The organism is Limnohabitans sp. Hippo3 (assembly GCF_003063665.1).
Lineage (GTDB): Bacteria > Pseudomonadota > Gammaproteobacteria > Burkholderiales > Burkholderiaceae_C > Limnohabitans_A.
This window is the reverse complement of sequence record NZ_NESF01000001.1, coordinates 884,492-903,057: the sequence shown is the minus strand read 5'-3', so window position 1 is coordinate 903,057 and position 18,566 is coordinate 884,492. Positions and strand designations below refer to the sequence as shown.

Below are 18,566 nucleotides of genomic sequence, written 5' to 3'. Positions count from 1 at the left end.
GCCTTTCACCCCATGTCGTGGCCTTTGGCTGCGGATGCCCATCTGCGCGGGCTGTGCGCAACCCGGGTCGCAAGGCCTCTTTAAAAGGAGCAAAACATGTCCACCAAGACATCAATTTCCGGACTCACCGATGAGGAAGCCCAGGAGTTCCACCACTACTGGATGCAGGGCACCGTGGGCTTTACAGCAGTTGCTGTGCTGGCACACATCCTGGTCTGGGCGTGGCGTCCCTGGTTCTGATTCAGAGCCTGTTTTTTCATCCATAGATTGACGGAGTCACTGTCATGCAAAACACAACCCACCTCAACGAGGCCCATTCGCGTGCGGATGAGTCTCCCGCTTACTGGTCCATTTTCCTCATCGGATTCGGATGTCTGTTCGTGGTCGTCGTACTGGCCAAACTGGTCGGCGTTCACTGGCGGGATCTGCTGCCCGGTGCAGAAGATGCCAAGAGCATGAGTCAGGGTGTGAAAGCTGCGGTGTACACCTTCATGTCCCACATCATTTAGGAGATTCACCATGTGGAGAATTTGGCGACTTTACGACCCATTGCGTGCCATGGTACTGCAGGGCATTTTCTTGTTTGGCCTGGCCGCGATGATTCACCTCATCTTGCTCAGCACCAACAAATTCAACTGGCTCGACGGTGCGAAAAAACCCGTCGCTGCATCGGCGCAAAACTCGCCGCTGCCGACTGCGGTGGCTTCGCTCGCCGCACCCAAGTCCTGATCCAGGACTTGCCGTTCAGAAGCCGTCATTGACCTCGTGTCAAGGCGGCGTCTGTTGATCCACTGATGCAGGAGGACCCAACCATGGCCATGCTGAATTTTGAGAAAAAGTACCGTGTTCGCGGTGGTACCCTGCTGGGTGGTGATTTGTTCGATTTCTGGGTCGGACCGTTTTACGTCGGTTTCTTCGGCGTCACAACCCTGTTCTTTTCGTTCCTGGGCACGGCCCTCATCTTGTGGGGTGCCTCACAAGGGCCCACCTGGAACCTTTGGCAGATCAGCATCGCACCGCCTGACTTGTCGTATGGCTTGCGCTTTGCGCCCCTGATGGAAGGCGGCCTGTGGCAGCTCATCACGGTGTGCGCCATCGGAGCATTCGGCTCGTGGATGATGCGCGAGGTCGAAATCTGCCGCAAGCTGGGCATGGGCTTTCATGTGCCCGTGGCCTTCGGTGTGGCCATCTCGGCTTATGTCACTTTGGTGGTCGTGCGGCCGGTGCTCATGGGCGCCTGGGGCCACGGCTTTCCGTACGGCATCTACAGCCACCTCGACTGGGTGTCCAACGTGGGCTACCAGTACCTGCACTTTCACTACAACCCGGCGCACATGATCGCCGTGAGTTTCTTCTTCGCCAGCGTGTTTGCCTTGTCGCTGCACGGCGGTTTGATCTTGTCATCCACCAATCCCGCACCGGGCACCGTGGTCAAGACCCCCGAGCACGAGGACACGTTCTTCCGCGACATCATCGGCTACTCGATCGGCACCTTGGGCATCCACCGCCTGGGCCTGTTCCTGGCGCTGGCGGCTGTGTTGTTCAGCGCCCTGTGTATCGTGCTCAGCGGCCCCTTCTGGAGCCGTGGTTGGCCTGAGTGGTGGAGCTGGTGGCTGAACATGCCGATCTGGTCCCAGTGGCCACTCTGATTCGGACTGCACGCAGCCCGAACCCCAAGAATTGAGGAGTACCGCAAATGGCCGACTATCAAAACCTGTTCACCACGGTGCAAGCCGTGGGTCCAGTCCACCACGGGGTGGAACTCGGACACGGCAACAGCCCGCGCACGGGGCAGCCTCTGATTAACTACTGGATCGGCAAGTTGGGCAATGCCCAACTCGGCCCGATTTACCTGGGTGGTCTGGGTCTGGCTTCGCTCGTGTTCGGCATGATCGCCTTCACCCTGATCGGCATGAACATGCTGGCCTCGGTCAACTACGACCCGATCCAGTTTGTGCGCCAGCTGTTCTGGCTCTCGCTTGAGCCGCCACCGCCCAGCTACGGCCTGAGCATGCCGCCGCTCAACCAAGGTGGCTGGTTCCTCATCGTGGGCCTGTTCCTCACCGCATCGGTCATGTTCTGGTGGGCCCGCACCTACCGCCGCGCGGTCGAGCTGGGCATGGGCACACACATCGCCTGGGCTTTTGCTGCAGCCATCTGGTTGTTCCTGGTGCTGGGTTTGTTCCGCCCCATCCTGATGGGTTCTTGGGGTGAGGCGGTGCCTTACGGCATCTTCTCCCACCTGGACTGGACGGCGGCTTTCTCGTTGCGCTACGGCAACCTGTTTTACAACCCCTTCCACGCGCTGTCCATCGTGTTCCTGTACGGCTCGGCGCTGCTGTTTGCCATGCACGGCGCGACCATTCTGGCCGTGACCCGCTTCGGTGGTGAACGCGAGATCGAGCAGATCACTGACCGGGGTACGGCCTCGGAACGTGCGGCCTTGTTCTGGCGCTGGACCATGGGCTTCAACGCCACCATGGAATCGATTCACCGCTGGGCCTGGTGGTTCGCTGTGCTGTGCCCCATCACCGGCGGCATCGGCATCTTGCTGACTGGCACCGTGGTGGACAACTGGTACCTCTGGGCCATCAAGCATGGCGTGGCGCCACCGTACCCCGAAATCTTTCCAGCGGTGGTGGACCCCGCGCTGAGCACAGGAGCCAAGCCATGAACACCCACACCCTCCACAAAACGCATTGGACAAGACGCCTGGCCCAAGGTTTGGGCTTTGCACTGGTGGGCCTGGTGCTCGCCGGTTGCGAGCGCCCGATTCCAGAGACGGTGCAAAGCGGCTACCGCGGCACCGGCATGGCGCAGGTCTACAACGCCCGTCTGCTCGAAGTCAAAACCGAAAAGAACCAACCGCCCGTGGCGATTCCTTCACCGGGCTCGGACGGCCCCAAGGCCGCGCAGGCCTACAAGAACGTCAAAGTGCTGGGCCATCTGAGTGTGGGCGAGTTCAACCGCCTGATGGTCTCGATGACCAGCTGGGTGGCCCCGCAAGAAGGCTGCGGCTATTGCCATGCCTTGCCCAATTTTGAGGACGACAGCAAATACACCAAGGTGGTGGCGCGGCGCATGGTCGAGATGACGCAGCACATCAACGCCGACTGGCAGCCGCACGTCGCGCAGACCGGCGTGACCTGCTACACCTGCCACCGGGGTGAGCCGGTGCCCAACGCCATCTGGTTCAAGTCTGATCCTCAGCCGCAAGGCTCGAACTTCATCGGTGACAAGGCCGGACAGAACACCCCTTCGCCGGTGGTCAATTTGTCCTCGCTGCCCAACGACCCGTTCACCCCCTTCCTGCTGGACAAGCAGAACATCCGCGTGAATGGTCCCACGGCCTTGCCATCGGGCAACCGCCAGTCGATCAAGCAGGCCGAGTGGACCTATGGCTTGATGACGCACATGTCGACCTCGTTGGGCGTGAACTGCACCTACTGCCACAACACCCAGTCCTTCCAGAACTGGGAGAACAGCCCACCGCAACGCGTGACGGCCTGGCACGGCATCCGCATGGCGCGGGACCTGAACCTGACCTACATGGAGCCTTTGACCGAAGTCTTCCCGGCGCACCGCAAGGGCCCGTTGGGTGACGTGGCCAAGCTCAACTGCGCCACCTGCCACCAGGGTGCGTACAAGCCTCTGAACGGTGCGCCCATGGCCAAGGACTTCCCCGAGTTGCTCAAACCCGCTTTGGCTGCGTCCAAAGTCGCGGCCAAGTAGTCCGCTGGCCCTCGCACCTTTGCCGGACGCCCGTTATGGAAGCCATCGCCAACCTTCATGACCCGCTGTCTGGCGTGGTGGTGGTGTTGCTGGCCGACTTCTTGCGACAGCACCAGGGTTGGGGCTGGCTGCGGCTGGTGGCCGGAGCCACGCCCTACAAGGAGGTGCCGGGCCTGACCATGGTCAAGGTCATGGGCAGTGGCCACGGCGGGGGTTTTAGCCTGCGCCCCAGTGCCACGCACCAGGGCCTGATCTGCACGTTCACCCATCTCGATCTGGCCCTGCAGTTTCTGGACAGCCCGGCGGTGCAGGCTTACCGCAGCCGTGCGCGTGAATGCTGGAGCGGCGTGATGGCGGTGCAATCGGCGCGCGGCCACTGGGACAAGCAAGCCTGGCAGGCCAGCAGCGCCCAATCACTGGGAGAGCCAGGTCAAGATGGTGCGCAAGCGCCAGGCCCCTTCGCTGTGCTCACACGCGCCAGCATCGTGCCCACCAAGGCCATGGCCTTCTGGCGTTACGCCCCGGCAGCGCAGGCTGACCTCGACCAATCCCCCGGTTGCCTGTTGGCCATGGGCCTGGGCGAGGCGCCCTTGGTGCGCCAATGCACCTTCAGTTTGTGGCAAGACACGGCATCGATGCTGAACTACGCCCACCAGGGTGCGCACCAGGTCGCCAGTGCAGCGGCCTACAAACACCAGTTTTTTTCCGAGTCGCTGTTCGTGCGCATGCAGGTGCTGCAGATGGCCGGGGTCTGGAAAGGTCAGCCTTTTCAGTTTGACAACGCTTCGCCTCTTGGCGCTGCCGCGGCGCTGGACACTGCACCCGTTGTGGATACGCCCCGTCTGGAGCTCAGCCATGTCTGAGCCACGTGTCGTCATCGTCGGCGCAGGCATGGGCGGCTTGTGCAGCGCCATTACGCTCGCCCACCAGGGGCTGGATGTCACCGTGGTCGAAGCCTCGGGCGAGCCCGGCGGCAAGGTGCACAGCCGCGAAGTGAACGGTGCCCACATCGACAGCGGCCCCACCGTGTTCACCATGCGCTGGGTGTTCGACGACTTGCTGCGCAGCGTGGGCACCAGCGTGGAAGCCGAGATGCGCATCACGCCGCTGCAGGTGCTCGCCCGCCACTTCTGGCCCGATGGCAGCCAACTCGATTTGTCGGCCGATGCGCGCGAGAGCGAGGCGGCCCTTGCCGCTTGGTCCAGTGGCGATGAGGCGCGGCGATTCAGGGATTTTTGTAAAACCACGCGCCAACTTTACGCCACGCTCGAAGGCCCGATGATCCGCGCCCAGCGCCCCAGCATGGGCGGCTTCATGGGCGACTTGGGGTTCAAAGGCTTGGGCGTGTTGGCCCAACTGGGCCCCATGCGCAGCCTGTGGCAGCAACTGGGCCAGCAGTTTTCCGATCCGCGTTTGCGCCAATTGTTTGCACGCTACGCCACCTATTGCGGCTCTTCGCCTTGGCAGTCGCCCGCCACGCTCATGCTGATTGCGCAGGTCGAGATGGACGGGGTCTGGTCGGTTGAAGGCGGCATGGTCGGTATGGCCCAGGCGCTGGCCCGTGTGGCCCGCCGCCGTGGCGCGGTGTTCCGCTACCACAGCACTTGCCAGCGCATCGAACAGCGCCAAGGACGGGTGTGCGGTGTGCACCTGCAGTCGGGCGAGTTCTTGCCCGCCGACCGCGTGATCTTCAATGGCGATGCCGCCGCCTTGCGCCAAGGCCTGTTGGGCGACGGTGTGCGCCGGGCTGTGCCGCAGGCCGCACCGCCGCGCTCGCTGTCGGCGCTGACTTGGTCCATGCACACCCCCACCGAGGGCGTGGCGCTGGACCGGCACAACGTGTTTTTTCAAAGCACCTACGCCAGCGAGTTCGAAGACATCTTCGAGCACCAGCAGCTGCCACAGCAACCGACGGTGTATGTCTGCGCGCAAGACCGGCCTGCGCAGCTTGCGCCAGGCGAGGCCGAGCGCCTTTTTTGTTTGGTCAACGCCCCCGCCAACGGTGATGGCAATGCGGTCACCGAGGAGGCTTTAGAACAATGCCAAACGCACACCTTTCAGCATCTGCGCCAACTGGGGCTGTCACTGACGCCTACAAGGGCCAACAGCCTGCGCACGACCCCACAGGATTTCCATCGGCGCTTTCCGGCCAGCGGCGGAGCGCTGTACGGGCAGGCGACGCACGGATGGACGAGCATCTTCCAAAGACCTGGCTCCACCACACCCCTGCAGGGCCTGTATCTGGCGGGGGGCAGCGTGCACCCGGGGCCGGGCGTGCCGATGGCGGCGCTGTCCGGGCAGCGGGCGGCCGAGGCGCTGATGGCGGGCCTCGCTTCGACCAACCGGTTCCAGACGGGGGCTACCTGTGGTGGTATGTCGACGCCATGAGTGACGACGGCCAACACGGCATCACCCTCATTGCTTTTGTGGGCAGTGTGTTCTCGCCTTACTACGCTTGGGCGCGCCGCAGCGGCAGCGCCCATCCAGACAACCATTGCGCTCTGAACGTGGCCATTTACAGCAAAGGCCAGAGCCGCTGGGCCATGACCGAGCGCGGCCAGCGCCACTGCCAGCGCAGCGAACGCCAGTTCACCATCGGCCCGAGCCAGCTGAGCTGGGACGGCGACTGCCTGAGCATCGACATCGACGAAGTGTGTGTGCCGGTGCCGCGCCGTGTGCGCGGCCGCATCAAACTTTGGCCGCAGCAGCTGTTTGGCTATTCCACGCCCCTGGACGCCGCAGGCCGCCACCGTTGGGGGCCACTGGCGCCCGCCTCGCGCATCGAGGTCGATCTGAGCGCCCCCGACCTGAAATGGCAAGGCCACGCCTATCTGGATTCCAACGAGGGCGACGAGCCGGTGGACCGGGGCTTTCACACCTGGGACTGGTCGCGTGCCCGCACGCGCGACGGCAGCACCGTGGTGTTTTACGACATGCAAGCGCCCGCCGCCGATGACCGTGTGCTGTCGCTGCGCTTCACGCCCAAAGGCACGGTCGAGGCGCTGGCCACGCCGCCGGTGCAGCGCCTGCCTAAGACAGCTTGGCGCATTGATCGCCGTATGCGCAGCACCCAAGCCGTGCGGGTGCACGAACAACTCGAAGACACGCCGTTTTACCAGCGTGCCTTGCTGCAATTTGATTACGCCGGTGAGCCTTTGCTTGCCTTTCACGAAACCCTGTCGGTGCCGCGTTTGGTGTCACCGGTGGTTCAAGCCATGCTGCCCTGGCGCATGCCACGGCGGGCTTGAGATGAACACCCTTGAACTGTTTTCAAGGCAACCCCATTCCTGGCCGTGGTGGTCATGAATAGCCCTCGTGCGGGCCGTGCACGTCTTCCTCAAGGAGAAAACCATGTCTAATTCAGACAAAGTCTGGCCAACCGGACTGACCGAGGGCGAGTCAGAAGAGATTCACCGCAATCTCATTCAGGGCACGCAAATCTTCGGCATGATCGCCGCGTTTGCCCACCTGCTGGCTTACATCTATTCACCCTGGCTCAAATAAAGGAGCAACATCATGATCTATTCCAAAATGTGGTGCGTGGTGAAACCTTCAGTCGGTATTCCAGTGTTCATTGCGGCTGTGGCGATTTCGTCCTTCAGCGTGCACCTGGCCCTGACCATGAACACCACCTGGGTGAAAAATTACCTCAACGGCGGCACCAAAGTCGCCATGGCAGCGCCTGCTGCTGCGGATGCTGCAGTGAAGAAGTAAGGGACACAAGCCCGAACGGCCAGACGCGCAAGCGTCTGGTCATTCATTTATGACCAAAACAAAATCACGATCTTCTGTGGCGCATGTGCTGGCCAGCATGGGCCCGCGTTTTTTGCCTTTTGCGGATGCCGCCAGCGATGATTTGCCGCTGTCGCGTTTGCTGCGTCTGTCCTTGTTTCAAATTTCTGTCGGCATGGCCATGGTCATGCTGGTGGGCACCCTCAACCGCGTGATGATTGTCGAGTTGCAAGTGCCCGCCGCGCTGGTGTCGCTGATGGTGGCCCTGCCTTTGCTGGTTGCGCCGTTTCGGGCGCTCATTGGTTTTCGCTCGGACAACCACCGCTCGCAGTTGGGCTGGCGGCGCGTGCCCTACATCTGGATGGGCAGCTTGCTGCAGTTCGGCGGCTTTTCCATCATGCCTTTTGCGCTGCTGGTGCTCGCCGGTGCCGGACAGTCTAGTCAGGCTCCGGCCTGGGTTGGCATGGTGGGGGCCGCAGGCGCCTTCATGCTGGTGGGCATCGGCATGCACACCGTGCAAACCGCGGGTCTCGCGCTGGCCACCGACCTGGCACCACCCGAGCGTCAGCCGCAGGTGGTCGGCCTCATGTATGTGATGCAATTGGTTGGCATGATCGGCAGCGCTTTGATGTTGGGCCATTTGTTGCGTGACTACAGCCCTGGTCAGCTGATTCGCGTGGTTCAGGCTGTGGCGGTGATGACCTTGGTGCTCAACGTGATCGCCCTGTGGAAACAAGAGCCGCGCAGCCGTCTGCGCAAACCGGGTACGCCCATCGAACACACTTTCGCACAAGCCTGGCAACTCTTTTGTCAAGGCCCGAACACCCTGCGGCGTTTGCTGGCGGTGGGCCTGGGCACCATGGCCTTCACCATGGAAGACGTGTTGCTGGAGCCGTATGGCGGCGAGATCCTCAGCCTGAGCGTTTCCACCACCACCTTGCTCACGGCCAATCTGGCCTTGGGTGGTCTGATCGGTTTTGCCTGGGCTTCGCGTGTGCTCAGCCGCGGTGCTGACGCCTACCGCATGGCCAGCTGGGGCGCCTGGGTGGGCGTGCCCGCCTTTGTGGCCGTGATCGCTTCCGGCCCGCTGGCTTCTGCGCCTTTGTTCGCTCTGGGTATTTTTCTGATCGGCCTGGGCGGCGGTTTGTTTGCCCATGGCACCCTGACTGCCACCATGCAAATGGCGCCGCCCGAGCAAACCGGCCTGGCCATGGGGGCTTGGGGCGCGGTGCAGGCTACGGCCGCGGGTCTGGGTATGGCGCTGGGCGGCATGGTGCGCGACGGCGTGGCACTCGGCAGCAGCTCGGTCATGGCTTACTCGGTGGTTTATGGCCTCGAAATCCTCCTGCTGGCCTTGACCCTTTGGGCCATGGCGCCTTTGATACGGCCAACGGGTGCGTCTGTACGGTCACCGCTCAACTCTGCATAATGTCTCCCAACCGTTTGGACCCTTCACCCTCAACTCAAGGAAAAGCCATGGAAATCAAACACATCCTCATCATCATGTTCGTGGTTTTTGGCCTGTTCATGCTGGCCAACTGGTTCAACCGTCCCAAAGGCCCACGCAAGTGAGGCCTGACTGCGCCCATCCCCCAAAACCGCTGCGAGGCGGTTTTTTTGTGCCGGTGACCAGCCCTGTTGTTTCACAGCGTGCGCCAGACATGGCGCACCAGCAGGCCCGAGAGCACCCACATGGTCGCCCCGATCAAAGCGTCCAGAATTTGCCAGGCACGTGGCCGCGCAAACCAGGGGGCCAGCCAACGCGCCCCAAAGCCCAAAGCGCTGAACCACAGCACACTGGCCGTGCTGGCCCCGGCCGCAAACCAGCCCTGCAAGGGCGCGGGCTGCTGCGCGCCGATGCTGCCCACCAGCAGCACCGTGTCCAGGTACACATGCGGGTTGAGCAAGGTGAAAGCCGCCGCTTGCACCAGCGCCGCCCCACGGCTCATGCCTTGGCCCAGGCTTGTCACATCCAGCGTGCTGGCCTGGCGCGCCCGCTGCAGGGCCCGCCAGCCATAGACGGTTAAAAAAACCGCCCCGGCCAAGGCCAAAGCCTGCGCCAGTGCAGGTCGCTCGCCCAGCGCCTGCGCCATGCCCAACACGCCGGCCGTGATCAACAGCGCATCGGCCGCCGCGCAAAAGGCCACCACGCTGACCACATGTTCGCGGCGCAAACCCTGGCGCAATACAAATGCGTTTTGCGCCCCGATCGCCACGATCAGGCCCAGGCTGAGAAACAGGCCTTGGACAAAAACGGGCCAGGCCAACAAAAGGGTGTCATGTAAGTTCATGGGGCATGAGCTTGTCAGTCTTTCAAGATTAAGACAAACTGTCTTTGCTTCATCAGCTTTAGAAAAACTAATTTCATGCTCGACTATTTCTCTTTGGCAGCCTTGGCGGCTGTGGTTCGTGAGGGCAGTTTTGAACGTGCAGCACGCGCTTTGCACGTCACGCCGTCCGCCGTGTCGCAACGCATTCGCTTGCTGGAAGAGCGGGTGGGCTGCGCGCTGGTGGTGCGGGGCCAGCCCTGCCAGGCCACCGAGACCGGTCGACGCTTGTGCCAGCACTTGGACCGTGTGCGTCTGCTCGAGCAGGAATTGCAAGGCAGTTTGCCGGGGCTGGCCCCGGAAGGCGTGGCACGTGTCACGCTGCCCATCGCGGTGAACGCTGACAGCCTGGCCACCTGGTTTGCCCCGGCCCTGACCGCTTTTGCAGCCGGGGCACCCGTCTTGATGGCGGTGTCGGTCGACAACGAGGACCACACCACCGAGTGGTTGCGCAGCGGCGCGGTGCTGGCCGCTGTGACGGCCATGGCACGCCCTGCCACCGGTTGCAACAGCCGCGCCCTGGGGGCCATGCGCTATGTGGCGGCGGCCAGTCCCGCTTTTGTACAGCGCCACTTGGCGTCCGGCGTGACAGCCGGGACCCTGGCCCAGGCGCCCAGTCTGGTGTTCAACACACAGGACGAGCTGCAGGCCCGCTGGGTGCGGCGTCTGTGCCATCGGCACGTGGAGCTCCCCCGGCACACCTTGCCATCGACCCAGGCTTTTGTGCAGGCCTCACTGGCCAGCATGGGCTGGGGTTTGCACCCCCTCACGCTGATTGCCCCCCACTTGCGAAGTGGTGCCTTGCTGGAACTGGTGCCGGGCACACCGCTCGATGTGCCCTTGTATTGGCAGGAAACCCGCGCCGCATCCGCCTTGCTCGATGGCCTGAGCCGTGCGGTGCTCAAGGCCGCGCAGGGCAGTTTGATCGCTTGAAGCCGGGGTCATGTAGCCACTCGCGTTGGCAAACCCATGAAGGCATGGGGCATGCCATGCCAGGGTGAAAAGAAACCGTCACGCGCAGTTGATGCGGCAGGTGCTTGCTGCTGCAGCAAGACTTCCCAGCCGGCTTGTGCGCTGTCGATCAAGGGCAGGGCGCAGTGGTTTTGCAGCCGCTGAGCGTAACCAGCCAGACCGGCACCGCCCAAGATGATGCAGGCCACACCCGCTCGGGCGGCGTTCTCGCAGGCTTGTCCCAAGCTGCGCAGGGCCATCTCCGGGTCGGCCTGCAGCGCTGCCCCAGTGGGGGTCACGGTTTCGATGTGGCGCAGCTGCGCGCCATAACCCAAGCTGTTGACCAGGCGCTGCAGCATGGGCTTCCAGCGCTCGCCACCGGTCACGATGGCAAACGGTCCATGCGCAGCCGCCTGAATGAACGAGGCCTCGGCCAGCCCTGTCACCGGGCAGCCGCTGACTTCGCGCAGTGCGAACAAACCCGGGTCGCCAAAACAGCCAATCAACACACCGTGCAGTGCAGGCGAAGGCAGGCTGCGCTGAGCCGCCCATGCGTCGAGGCAGGCGTGCGCCGCCACCGCGTGGCTGGCTTCGCAGGCGATGTAGGGCGCGCCAAATCGGGCAGTCGCCACGTCCAGCCGTACACCTGGTGGCACCAGGGGTTGCAAGACATCTTGCAGGCGCTGGGTGGTCAAGGGGTTGGTGTTCGGATTGATCAGCAAATAGCGGCGTGGTGTTGTGGTGTCCATGAGTCGAGTTCCATTTTTCGTGCATGCGACTTCGGCCCCAAACCAGTGCAAGTGCCTGACTCAAAACAGGGCGGCCTTGTGCAAGAGGCCCTGTTTTGGTGTGGCCCAGAGGCCAGGCCAGTGCAAGGTTTGTGGATGTGGTGCTTGCCCTGCGCCTGAAAGCATCCATCGTGCCGGGTTGGCACACCTCCTGCATAGAGACAGCGCTGGCTGATGGCCAAGCCATTTTTTCAACCTTGCTTGCTCTAGGAGTCTCCATGAAACGTCGTGATGTATTGGCAGCGGGTGTCGCCACTTTGGCTGCCCCTTGGGTACACGCCCAGTATTCTGCCTGGCCCAGCAAAGGCCCCATTCGTTTGATTTGTCAGTACCCGCCCGGTGGCTTGGTGGACACGGTGGCACGCCTGATGGCACCGCACCTGTCGAGCGCCTTGTCGCAAACCGTGGTGGTCGATAACCGTGCGGGTGCAGGCGGTTTGATCGGCACCGAATTCGCATCCCGTCAGGCTGCCGATGGCTACAACCTCTTGGTCAGCCATGCTTCGGTGCACATCTATGCCACCGCCACGCGGCGTACCATGCCCTTTGATCCCGTCAACGATTTCACCCACTTGGGCATGTTGGTTGAAGCGCCCATGTTGCTGCTGGTTCGTGCCCAGTCCCCTTACCAAACGCTGGCGCAGTATGTGAACGCCGCCAAATCCAAGCCCGTGCGCTTTGGCACCTCGGGCATTGGCTCGGCCAACCACCTGTATGGTGAGCTGCTCAAAATCGAAGGTCAAGCCACCGAACACGACCATGTGCCTTACCAAGGCAGTGCTCCAGCCATGCAGGACCTGCTGGGTGGTCAGATCGACAGTGTGTTTGACCCGGTCACCACCAACGTCAACCAGCTCAAGGCTGGCTCGCTGCGTGCTTTGGCGGTCTCTACGCCCACGCGCATGGCAGCCTTCCCGAACATCCCGACTTTTGCCGAGTTGGGCTATGGCTCGCTGACCGGCTCGCAGTGGCTCGGTCTGTCTGCGCCCAAGAACCTGCCCGCGCCGATTGCCCAGCGCCTGACCGCACTGATCCCCGAGATCCTGGCCAAACCTGACGTGATGGCGCGGCTAGAAGAAGTGCAAACCCTGCCGCGCAAAACACCTGTGGTGGGCGATGATTTCGTCAAGCTCATCCAGTCGCAAATCAGCAGCTGGAGTGCGGTGGCCAAGCGCGCCAAGGTCGAAGTGATCGCCTGAGCGCCAGCCAAGGCTTTCGCGCCATCAACAGGCGGCAGCTTCCGTCACGCACTAAACTGCAAGCTGCCCTTGTTTTTGGTGCCTCATCAACCACCCTGTGGAATTTCTTCATGACCGAAGTCGACTTTGACCAGATCAACAGCTACCAGCGCTACAAGCTCATGGCCAGTCTGATCGTGCCCCGACCCATTGCCTTGGTGACCACGCTCGGGGCCAACGGGGTGGTCAATGCCGCGCCGTTTTCCATGTTCAACATGATCGGCGAAGATCCGCCCATTTTGATGATCAGCATCAACCGCCTGCAAGACGGCCGGCTCAAGGACACGGCCGCCAACATCCTGCACAGCGGCGAGTTTGTGGTGCACATGTCCGATGAACCCATGGCGCAAAAGATGCACGACTGTGGCGAATCGCTGCCCTCTGACGTGAGCGAGCTGACCGCCGTGGGCTTGACACCTGTGCCTTCGCACACGGTGGCTCCACCGCGCATCCAGGAAGCGCCGATCGCTTTTGAGTGCGTGCTGCACGAAAAACTGGAAACCCCCAGCCGTTATGTCTTTATTGGCCGCATCCAATGGTTGGCTGCCCGCGAGGGATTGATCGACACCGAAGTCTGGCGTGTCAACCTGCGCGACTACAAACCGGTCGCTCGCTTCGGTGCGAGCTTCTACACCCGTACCGAAGACCGATTTTCACTGTCGGACAAAGCAGGTGAAGCCCCGCCGGTCCATACAGCCATTGATCAGATCTGAAGGGCTCTAGCCACACAGGCGTGTACAGGCGACAGCGCCATCTGCATGGCCGGTGCCTGTGTGGGTGGTGGGCTGTGCCAGCCACCCAGGCCATGGGTGAAATTATTCTTTGACGGATCCCGTCATCCCGGAGACGTAATACTCCACAAAGAAAGAGTAGATGAAGGCCACGGGCAAAGAGCCAAAGAGCGCCCCAGCCATGAGTGCACCCCAGTGGTAAACGTCACCTTCCACCAGTTCCGTGACCACCCCCACCGGCACGGTTTTCACCTCACTGGACGATACGAAGGTGAGCGCGTAGATGAACTCGTTCCATGACAAGGTGAATGCGAAGATGCCTGCCGAGATCAGACCCGGAACCGACAAAGGCAGGATGATTTTGACCAGGATTTCCCAGCGGTTGGCACCGTCAATCATGGCGCACTCTTCCAGTTCAAAAGGAATCGAACGGAAGTAACCCATCAGCAGCCAGGTGCAAAAAGGAATCAAAAAAGTGGGGTAGGTCAGGATGAGCGCCAAGCGTGTGTCAAACAGGCCCAGCTCAAACACCACCGATGCCAAAGGAATGAACAAAATGGACGGTGGCACCAGGTAGGCCAGGAAAATGGCCAATCCGGTGTGTTTCGCACCCTTGAAACGCAAACGCTCAATCGCGTAGGCTGCCAGCACCGAAGCAAACAAGGAGAAGAAAGTGGCCGTCACCGAGACCACCACGGTGTTCCACATCCACTGTGGGTAAGCGGTGCGAAACAGCAGCTTTTCAATGTGTGCGAGTGTGGGGGCGATGATCCAGAAAGGGTTGCCGTCACGCGACAGCAGTTCGTTGTCGGGTTTGAAAGCCGTGATGCCCATCCAGTAAAACGGAAAGAGCAAAACGAAAAGAAACACCAACAGGGGCAGATAGGTTTTGAAAACCTTGGTGGCGTTGGTGTCCAGGTAGGACATGCCTACGCTGTCGTGTGTGTCTTTGCTCATTTGTCACTACCGCCTTGTTGCCATGTACGGCGTTGAAGTCCGAAATAACTGAACAGAATGGCGGCGAGCAAGAAGGGCACCATGGCGATGGCGATGGCCGCACCTTCACCCAGAGCGCCCCCGGGTATGGCACGCTGGAACGACAGGGTGGCCATGAGGTGTGTGGCATTGAGAGGACCACCCCGTGTGAGCACATAAATCAGCTGGAAGTCGGTGAAGGTGAACAGCACCGAGAAAGTCATGGTGACTGCAATGATGGGGGTCAGCAGTGGCAAGGTGACATGCCAGAATTGCTGCCAGGGCGTGGCGCCATCAATGGCCGAAGCCTCGTAGTAAGACGGCGAGATGGTTTGCAGACCTGCCAGCAGCGTGATGGCGACAAAAGGCACGCCGCGCCAGACATTGGCGGCCAGGGTGGAAAGGCGCGCATTCCAGGGCGAGCCCAGGAAGTCGATGTAGGCGTCGATCCAGCCCATCTTGACCAGAACCCAGCTGATGATCGAGAACTGCGAATCGAAAATCCACCAAAAAGCAATCGCCGACAAGGCCGTCGGGACGATGTAGGGCAGCAAAATGACAGCCCGGAAGAACGATTTGAAGCGAATGTTTTTGTTCAGCAACAAAGCCAGCCAAAGCCCCAGGAAGAACTTGAGCACGCTGGCCACGGTGGTGTAGAACATGGTGTTGAACAAGGCCAACTGGGTGACGCTGTCCGACAACAAGAAGATGTAGTTTTCAAGACCAATCCATTGACCACCACGGCCAATTTTGGTGTCGGTGAAACCCAACCAAACACCCAAGCCGAGAGGGTATGTCAAAAACAGCAGCAACAGGAGTGCTGCAGGCATCATGAAGATCAAGCCCAGCACATTGCGGCTGTTTTGAATTCTCTCGAGCAAGGGTGTCATGGGTTCTTTTCAGTTTTGAAAACGATCAGACCTTGTAGTAACGCTCAGCACGTTTTTGGGCGCGCTCTGCGGCTTCTTTGGGCGTCCTGGAGCCACTGGCTGCTTCTGCGACCATGTTGACGATGATGAAGTCAGCACCAGCACCAGCCGAGGCGTAGCCCAGCTTGCCTGCGTAGCCCGCAGGGCGCATGTTTTTCACGGGGTCGCGGTAGGCGGTGTGCTTGGGGTCGGAGGTCCAGATGGCCGACTTGGTGTAGAAGTCCAGTGGGGGTGCGATGTAGCCACCTGCCGCTGTGAGCCAAGGATCGAACTGCTCCTTTTCCATCATGAAGCGCAGGAATTCCTTGGCTGCGTTCGGGAATTTGGTGTACTTCATCACCATTTGATTGAAGAACAAATGTGACTCTGTGGGGGTGCCCACAGGGCCCACGGGGTAAGGGGCATGGTGCACGTCGGCATTCAGCGCTCGCACCTTTTCGTCGGGCGATGTTTTGGTCGCGTAGTAGATGGAGATGCCGTTGTTGGTCAGGCTGATCTGGCCATCCAGGAATGCCTTGTTGTTGTTGGGGTCGAGCCAGGACAAGGTGCCGGGAATGAAGGTAGCGTACATCTCTTTGGCGTACTCCAGCGCCTTGATGGTCTCGGGGCTGTCGATGACGACCCTGTTGTTGGCATCGACCAATTTGCCACCAAACGCCCACACCAGCCAGTTGCACCACAGGCCGTCACCCGTGGCATTGCCCAGTGCAAAGCCCGCAGGCGTGCCTTTTTCCTTGAGTGCTTTCAGCAACTTGAGGAAGTTGTCGGTGTCTTTGGGGAAAGTGTCAAAGCCCGCTGCTTTGACTTGACTTTGGCGATAGACCAGCATGGCGCCGGCCGCACCCAGGGGCACGCCAATCCATTTTTTACCGTCTGGTTTCAGGTAGGCATGGCAAGCGGGGAAGAAGCCGCCGTATTTTTTGCCCAGGTACTCGCACAGGTCTGTGACGTCCAGCAGTTTTTCAGGATACAGGTTGGCATCGTCGTTGGTCGACAAAATGATGTCAGGACCCGCACCCGTGTTGGCGGCAACAGCGGCCTTGGGGCGCACATCTTCCCAGCCTTCGTTGTCGACCCGCACTTCAACGCCTGTGAGTTCAGTGAACTTTTTCACGTTGGCCATGTAGGCATCGATGTCACCTTGCACAAATCGGCTCCAGCGCAGCACGCGAAGTTTGGCGCCCTTTTCAGGTTTGAAGCTGAGGTTTTGCGCATGCACCGCAGGGGCGTAGGCCATGGCACCCAAGCCGAAGGTGGTGGAAGCGGCTGCAACTCTGGCAGAGCTTTCGAGGAAGTCACGTCGATTCAGTTTGGTCATGAAATGTCTCCTGTTTTGAGTGGGTTGGCGGCGAGAAAACGGATGGGGAAATCAGCGATCAGGCAGCAAGCCTATTGCCGGTCGCTGCGTCGAAGACGTGAGCCCGTGACATGTCGGGCTGGAGGTGGATGGTGCTGCCCAAGGCAAATTCGTGTCGTTCGCGGAAAACCGCAGAAAATTCAACGCCTTCGTGTCGGCAAGCGACAAAGGTGTCCATCCCCGTGGGTTCCAGAACAGCCACCCGGGCCGTGATGCCGCCGCTGTCCACCAGCGTCAGGTGTTCGGGGCGTGTTCCAAAAATGACGGGCTGTCCGTTTTGGCCTGCCAGAGGTCTTGGCAGGGGCAGCCGCAGACCGTCCTGCAATTCGACTTGGCACTGTTGGCCGTCCACCACCAGTTTGCCGGGCAAAAAATTCATGGCCGGAGAGCCAATGAAGCCTGCAACAAACTGATTGGCCGGCATGTCGTACAGATCCAGCGGAGAGCCGGTTTGCTCGATGCGGCCGTCGCGCATGACCACAATTTGATCGCCCATGGTCATGGCTTCAATTTGGTCGTGCGTGACGTAAATGGAGGTGGTTTTCAGGCGTTGGTGCAGCTCTTTGATCTCGCTTCGCATGGCCACGCGCAGCTTGGCGTCCAGGTTCGAAAGCGGTTCGTCGAATAAAAAGACTTGCGGGTCGCGAACGATGGCACGGCCCATGGCCACCCGCTGGCGTTGGCCGCCGGACAGTTGCCTGGGGTAGCGGTCGAGCAAAGAGCCGAGCGCCAAAATGTCAGCTGCACGGGCCACTTTGGCATCGATTTCATCTTGGGGTTTTTTGGCCAGGGTGAGCGAGAAGGCCATGTTCTGGCCAACCGTCATGTGCGGGTAGAGCGCATAGTTTTGGAAAACCATGGCGATGTCCCGCTCTTTGGGGGGGAGGTCGTTGACTTGACGTGCGCCGATGTGGATTTCGCCACCGCTGGTTTCTTCGAGGCCAGCAATCATGCGCAATAACGTGGACTTGCCGCAACCTGACGGACCGACAAGCACGGTGAAAGAACCGTCTTGGATTTCAATGTCCACACCATGCAGAATCGGAACATCCCCAAAATTCTTTTTGACAGATCGGATCGATACACTGGCCATTGAAAGCTTTCCTGTTTGAACGAATCTGAATCTGAACTGCAACTGCGCATGATTCAAATTGACATTCAGTATCACATTCTTGGGCCAATTCCTTATACCCACTTACCCTAATGGATCGTCTCCTATGTTCACCGGTGCACAGGGGGTGACATGGGTCCAGGGGGGTGAACTCTCGGCCATGTGCCCCAGCATGACCGCTGCATCTCCTGCGCGGAGGGGTCATGGGCGGTCGGGGTCTGATCGCTGCGGGGCCTGAGGCTCAGGTCACCGGCATTTGAATGGGCTGTCCGGCCTCCAGCAAATCCATCACCTGCTGCATGACCTGGGCGCCAGTGGCCGAGTAGGGGTCAAAGTCGGGGTGGTGCAGTCGGACCATGGGGTCGTCCACCGACAGGTGCACCAGCGCCATGGACCACTGGCCATAGCGGCGTTCGTGGATTTCTTCGTAGTGCAGGATCTCCAGATCCTGGTGGCGGGTGTCGGCGCTGATGCGGCGGTACAGCGCGTTGACCTTGCTGCGCTCGCCTTCGATCACCTGAAAGAAAAAGCCTTGCCCTTGGCACAGCACACCTGTGATGCCTTGCGCGGCGTTGTGGGCTTGCGCTTGCGCCAGGATGCTCGTGGTCATCGTGGTGGTTTGTGGACCAACGGCGCGGCTCACGTACAGCAGGCGCACGGTGATGCTGTGGCTGGGCACTCTCATGGTGTGGGGC

General features: G+C 60.9%; 22 protein-coding genes. 15 read left to right on the top strand and 7 right to left on the bottom strand.

Annotation, left to right across the window (positions count from 1 at the left end; translation table 11 throughout):
- Window positions 1–96 precede the first annotated feature (96 nt).
- From pufB (B9Z34_RS04210) to B9Z34_RS04155, 12 genes are all read left to right on the top strand, one after another.
- Window positions 97–240 carry a light-harvesting antenna LH1, beta subunit gene (gene pufB, locus B9Z34_RS04210; RefSeq protein ID WP_019425952.1) on the top strand — a complete coding sequence of 48 codons (144 nt, stop codon included), beginning with the start codon at window positions 97–99 and terminating at the stop codon, window positions 238–240.
- Between the two features lie 44 nt (window positions 241–284).
- Window positions 285–509, top strand: a complete 225-nt coding sequence (locus tag B9Z34_RS04205) for a hypothetical protein (protein WP_062403216.1) — start codon at window positions 285–287, stop codon at window positions 507–509.
- Window positions 510–519: 10 nt separating this feature from the next.
- On the top strand, window positions 520–729 hold the full coding sequence (gene pufA / locus B9Z34_RS04200) for a light-harvesting antenna LH1, alpha subunit (protein ID WP_053168888.1): 210 nt from the start codon (window positions 520–522) through the stop codon (window positions 727–729).
- A gap of 83 nt (window positions 730–812) precedes the next feature.
- Window positions 813–1,649 carry a photosynthetic reaction center subunit L gene (pufL, locus tag B9Z34_RS04195; RefSeq protein WP_108426794.1) on the top strand — a complete coding sequence of 279 codons (837 nt, stop codon included), beginning with the start codon at window positions 813–815 and terminating at the stop codon, window positions 1,647–1,649.
- A 47-nt stretch (window positions 1,650–1,696) separates the two neighbouring features.
- A complete protein-coding gene (gene pufM, locus B9Z34_RS04190; protein ID WP_108426793.1) occupies window positions 1,697–2,674 on the top strand; it encodes a photosynthetic reaction center subunit M in 978 nt (325 codons plus the stop codon).
- A complete protein-coding gene (gene pufC, locus B9Z34_RS04185; RefSeq protein ID WP_233249400.1) occupies window positions 2,671–3,732 on the top strand; it encodes a photosynthetic reaction center cytochrome PufC in 1,062 nt (353 codons plus the stop codon). The genes pufM and pufC overlap by 4 nt, the downstream gene beginning before the upstream one ends.
- Before the next feature lie 35 nt (window positions 3,733–3,767).
- Window positions 3,768–4,595, top strand: a complete 828-nt coding sequence (locus tag B9Z34_RS04180; protein ID WP_233249399.1) for a hypothetical protein — start codon at window positions 3,768–3,770, stop codon at window positions 4,593–4,595.
- Window positions 4,588–6,120 carry a 1-hydroxycarotenoid 3,4-desaturase CrtD gene (gene crtD, locus B9Z34_RS04175; RefSeq protein WP_108426792.1) on the top strand — a complete coding sequence of 511 codons (1,533 nt, stop codon included), beginning with the start codon at window positions 4,588–4,590 and terminating at the stop codon, window positions 6,118–6,120. Before B9Z34_RS04180 ends, crtD begins: the two co-directional genes overlap by 8 nt.
- On the top strand, window positions 6,117–6,980 hold the full coding sequence (locus B9Z34_RS04170) for a carotenoid 1,2-hydratase (protein WP_108426791.1): 864 nt from the start codon (window positions 6,117–6,119) through the stop codon (window positions 6,978–6,980). The genes crtD and B9Z34_RS04170 overlap by 4 nt, the downstream gene beginning before the upstream one ends.
- Window positions 6,981–7,083: 103 nt before the next feature.
- On the top strand, window positions 7,084–7,236 hold the full coding sequence (gene pufB / locus B9Z34_RS04165; RefSeq protein WP_108426904.1) for a light-harvesting antenna LH1, beta subunit: 153 nt from the start codon (window positions 7,084–7,086) through the stop codon (window positions 7,234–7,236).
- A 12-nt stretch (window positions 7,237–7,248) separates the two neighbouring features.
- Window positions 7,249–7,446: a light-harvesting protein gene (locus B9Z34_RS04160; protein ID WP_108426790.1), complete on the top strand. Its 198-nt coding sequence runs from the start codon at window positions 7,249–7,251 to the stop codon at window positions 7,444–7,446.
- A 49-nt stretch (window positions 7,447–7,495) separates the two neighbouring features.
- Window positions 7,496–8,893 (top strand): PucC family protein, encoded by a 1,398-nt coding sequence (locus B9Z34_RS04155; RefSeq protein ID WP_108426789.1) that lies wholly within the window; start codon window positions 7,496–7,498, stop codon window positions 8,891–8,893.
- Window positions 8,894–9,107: 214 nt separating this feature from the next.
- Here B9Z34_RS04155 and B9Z34_RS04150 read toward each other — a convergent pair whose 3' ends face one another.
- Window positions 9,108–9,755, bottom strand: coding sequence for a LysE/ArgO family amino acid transporter (locus tag B9Z34_RS04150; protein ID WP_108426788.1), 648 nt, complete (start codon window positions 9,753–9,755; stop codon window positions 9,108–9,110).
- A 75-nt stretch (window positions 9,756–9,830) separates the two neighbouring features.
- Here B9Z34_RS04150 and B9Z34_RS04145 point away from each other — a divergent pair, with 75 nt between their 5' ends.
- Window positions 9,831–10,724, top strand: coding sequence for a LysR family transcriptional regulator ArgP (locus B9Z34_RS04145; protein WP_108426787.1), 894 nt, complete (start codon window positions 9,831–9,833; stop codon window positions 10,722–10,724).
- Window positions 10,725–10,732: 8 nt separating this feature from the next.
- Here the strand turns inward: B9Z34_RS04145 and B9Z34_RS04140 are convergent, their stop codons facing one another.
- Window positions 10,733–11,491, bottom strand: coding sequence for an aspartate/glutamate racemase family protein (locus tag B9Z34_RS04140; RefSeq protein WP_108426786.1), 759 nt, complete (start codon window positions 11,489–11,491; stop codon window positions 10,733–10,735).
- 257 nt (window positions 11,492–11,748) lie between these two features.
- Between B9Z34_RS04140 and B9Z34_RS04135 the strand changes: the two genes are divergently transcribed.
- Window positions 11,749–12,729, top strand: a complete 981-nt coding sequence (locus B9Z34_RS04135; RefSeq protein ID WP_108426785.1) for a tripartite tricarboxylate transporter substrate binding protein — start codon at window positions 11,749–11,751, stop codon at window positions 12,727–12,729.
- 110 nt (window positions 12,730–12,839) lie between these two features.
- The gene (locus tag B9Z34_RS04130; RefSeq protein WP_108426784.1) at window positions 12,840–13,481 is read left to right on the top strand and encodes a flavin reductase family protein; all 642 of its coding nucleotides are present in this window, start codon (window positions 12,840–12,842) and stop codon (window positions 13,479–13,481) included.
- Window positions 13,482–13,583: 102 nt separating this feature from the next.
- Here B9Z34_RS04130 and B9Z34_RS04125 read toward each other — a convergent pair whose 3' ends face one another.
- From B9Z34_RS04125 to B9Z34_RS04105, 5 genes are all read right to left on the bottom strand, one after another.
- Window positions 13,584–14,426, bottom strand: coding sequence for a carbohydrate ABC transporter permease (locus tag B9Z34_RS04125; RefSeq protein WP_369907565.1), 843 nt, complete (start codon window positions 14,424–14,426; stop codon window positions 13,584–13,586).
- Window positions 14,427–14,452: 26 nt separating this feature from the next.
- Window positions 14,453–15,355 carry a carbohydrate ABC transporter permease gene (locus B9Z34_RS04120; RefSeq protein ID WP_108426903.1) on the bottom strand — a complete coding sequence of 301 codons (903 nt, stop codon included), beginning with the start codon at window positions 15,353–15,355 and terminating at the stop codon, window positions 14,453–14,455.
- A gap of 34 nt (window positions 15,356–15,389) precedes the next feature.
- The gene (locus B9Z34_RS04115) at window positions 15,390–16,721 is read right to left on the bottom strand and encodes an ABC transporter substrate-binding protein (protein WP_108426782.1); all 1,332 of its coding nucleotides are present in this window, start codon (window positions 16,719–16,721) and stop codon (window positions 15,390–15,392) included.
- Window positions 16,722–16,779: 58 nt separating this feature from the next.
- Entirely contained in the window at window positions 16,780–17,853 is a 1,074-nt protein-coding gene (locus B9Z34_RS04110; RefSeq protein WP_108426781.1) for an ABC transporter ATP-binding protein, read from the bottom strand.
- 259 nt (window positions 17,854–18,112) lie between these two features.
- Window positions 18,113–18,556 (bottom strand): BLUF domain-containing protein, encoded by a 444-nt coding sequence (locus B9Z34_RS04105; RefSeq protein WP_108426780.1) that lies wholly within the window; start codon window positions 18,554–18,556, stop codon window positions 18,113–18,115.
- Window positions 18,557–18,566: the final 10 nt, after the last annotated feature.

Bases quoted from the DNA above. Each gene is read 5' to 3' on its own strand.
- B9Z34_RS04135 (WP_108426785.1), top strand. From the start codon at position 11,749: ATGAAACGTCGTGATGTATTGGCAGCGGGTGTCGCCACTTTGGCTGCC.
- pufM (WP_108426793.1), top strand. From the start codon at position 1,697: ATGGCCGACTATCAAAACCTGTTCACCACGGTGCAAGCCGTGGGTCCA.
- pufL (WP_108426794.1), top strand. From the start codon at position 813: ATGGCCATGCTGAATTTTGAGAAAAAGTACCGTGTTCGCGGTGGTACC.
- pufC (WP_233249400.1), top strand. From the start codon at position 2,671: ATGAACACCCACACCCTCCACAAAACGCATTGGACAAGACGCCTGGCC.
- pufA (WP_053168888.1), top strand. From the start codon at position 520: ATGTGGAGAATTTGGCGACTTTACGACCCATTGCGTGCCATGGTACTG.
- B9Z34_RS04155 (WP_108426789.1), top strand. From the start codon at position 7,496: ATGACCAAAACAAAATCACGATCTTCTGTGGCGCATGTGCTGGCCAGC.
- B9Z34_RS04160 (WP_108426790.1), top strand. From the start codon at position 7,249: ATGATCTATTCCAAAATGTGGTGCGTGGTGAAACCTTCAGTCGGTATT.
- B9Z34_RS04125 (WP_369907565.1), bottom strand. From the start codon at position 14,426: ATGTCCTACCTGGACACCAACGCCACCAAGGTTTTCAAAACCTATCTG.
- B9Z34_RS04170 (WP_108426791.1), top strand. From the start codon at position 6,117: ATGAGTGACGACGGCCAACACGGCATCACCCTCATTGCTTTTGTGGGC.
- pufB (WP_108426904.1), top strand. From the start codon at position 7,084: ATGTCTAATTCAGACAAAGTCTGGCCAACCGGACTGACCGAGGGCGAG.
- B9Z34_RS04145 (WP_108426787.1), top strand. From the start codon at position 9,831: ATGCTCGACTATTTCTCTTTGGCAGCCTTGGCGGCTGTGGTTCGTGAG.
- B9Z34_RS04115 (WP_108426782.1), bottom strand. From the start codon at position 16,721: ATGACCAAACTGAATCGACGTGACTTCCTCGAAAGCTCTGCCAGAGTT.
- pufB (WP_019425952.1), top strand. From the start codon at position 97: ATGTCCACCAAGACATCAATTTCCGGACTCACCGATGAGGAAGCCCAG.
- B9Z34_RS04110 (WP_108426781.1), bottom strand. From the start codon at position 17,853: ATGGCCAGTGTATCGATCCGATCTGTCAAAAAGAATTTTGGGGATGTT.
- B9Z34_RS04105 (WP_108426780.1), bottom strand. From the start codon at position 18,556: ATGAGAGTGCCCAGCCACAGCATCACCGTGCGCCTGCTGTACGTGAGC.
- B9Z34_RS04205 (WP_062403216.1), top strand. From the start codon at position 285: ATGCAAAACACAACCCACCTCAACGAGGCCCATTCGCGTGCGGATGAG.
- B9Z34_RS04180 (WP_233249399.1), top strand. From the start codon at position 3,768: ATGGAAGCCATCGCCAACCTTCATGACCCGCTGTCTGGCGTGGTGGTG.
- crtD (WP_108426792.1), top strand. From the start codon at position 4,588: ATGTCTGAGCCACGTGTCGTCATCGTCGGCGCAGGCATGGGCGGCTTG.
- B9Z34_RS04150 (WP_108426788.1), bottom strand. From the start codon at position 9,755: ATGAACTTACATGACACCCTTTTGTTGGCCTGGCCCGTTTTTGTCCAA.
- B9Z34_RS04130 (WP_108426784.1), top strand. From the start codon at position 12,840: ATGACCGAAGTCGACTTTGACCAGATCAACAGCTACCAGCGCTACAAG.
- B9Z34_RS04140 (WP_108426786.1), bottom strand. From the start codon at position 11,491: ATGGACACCACAACACCACGCCGCTATTTGCTGATCAATCCGAACACC.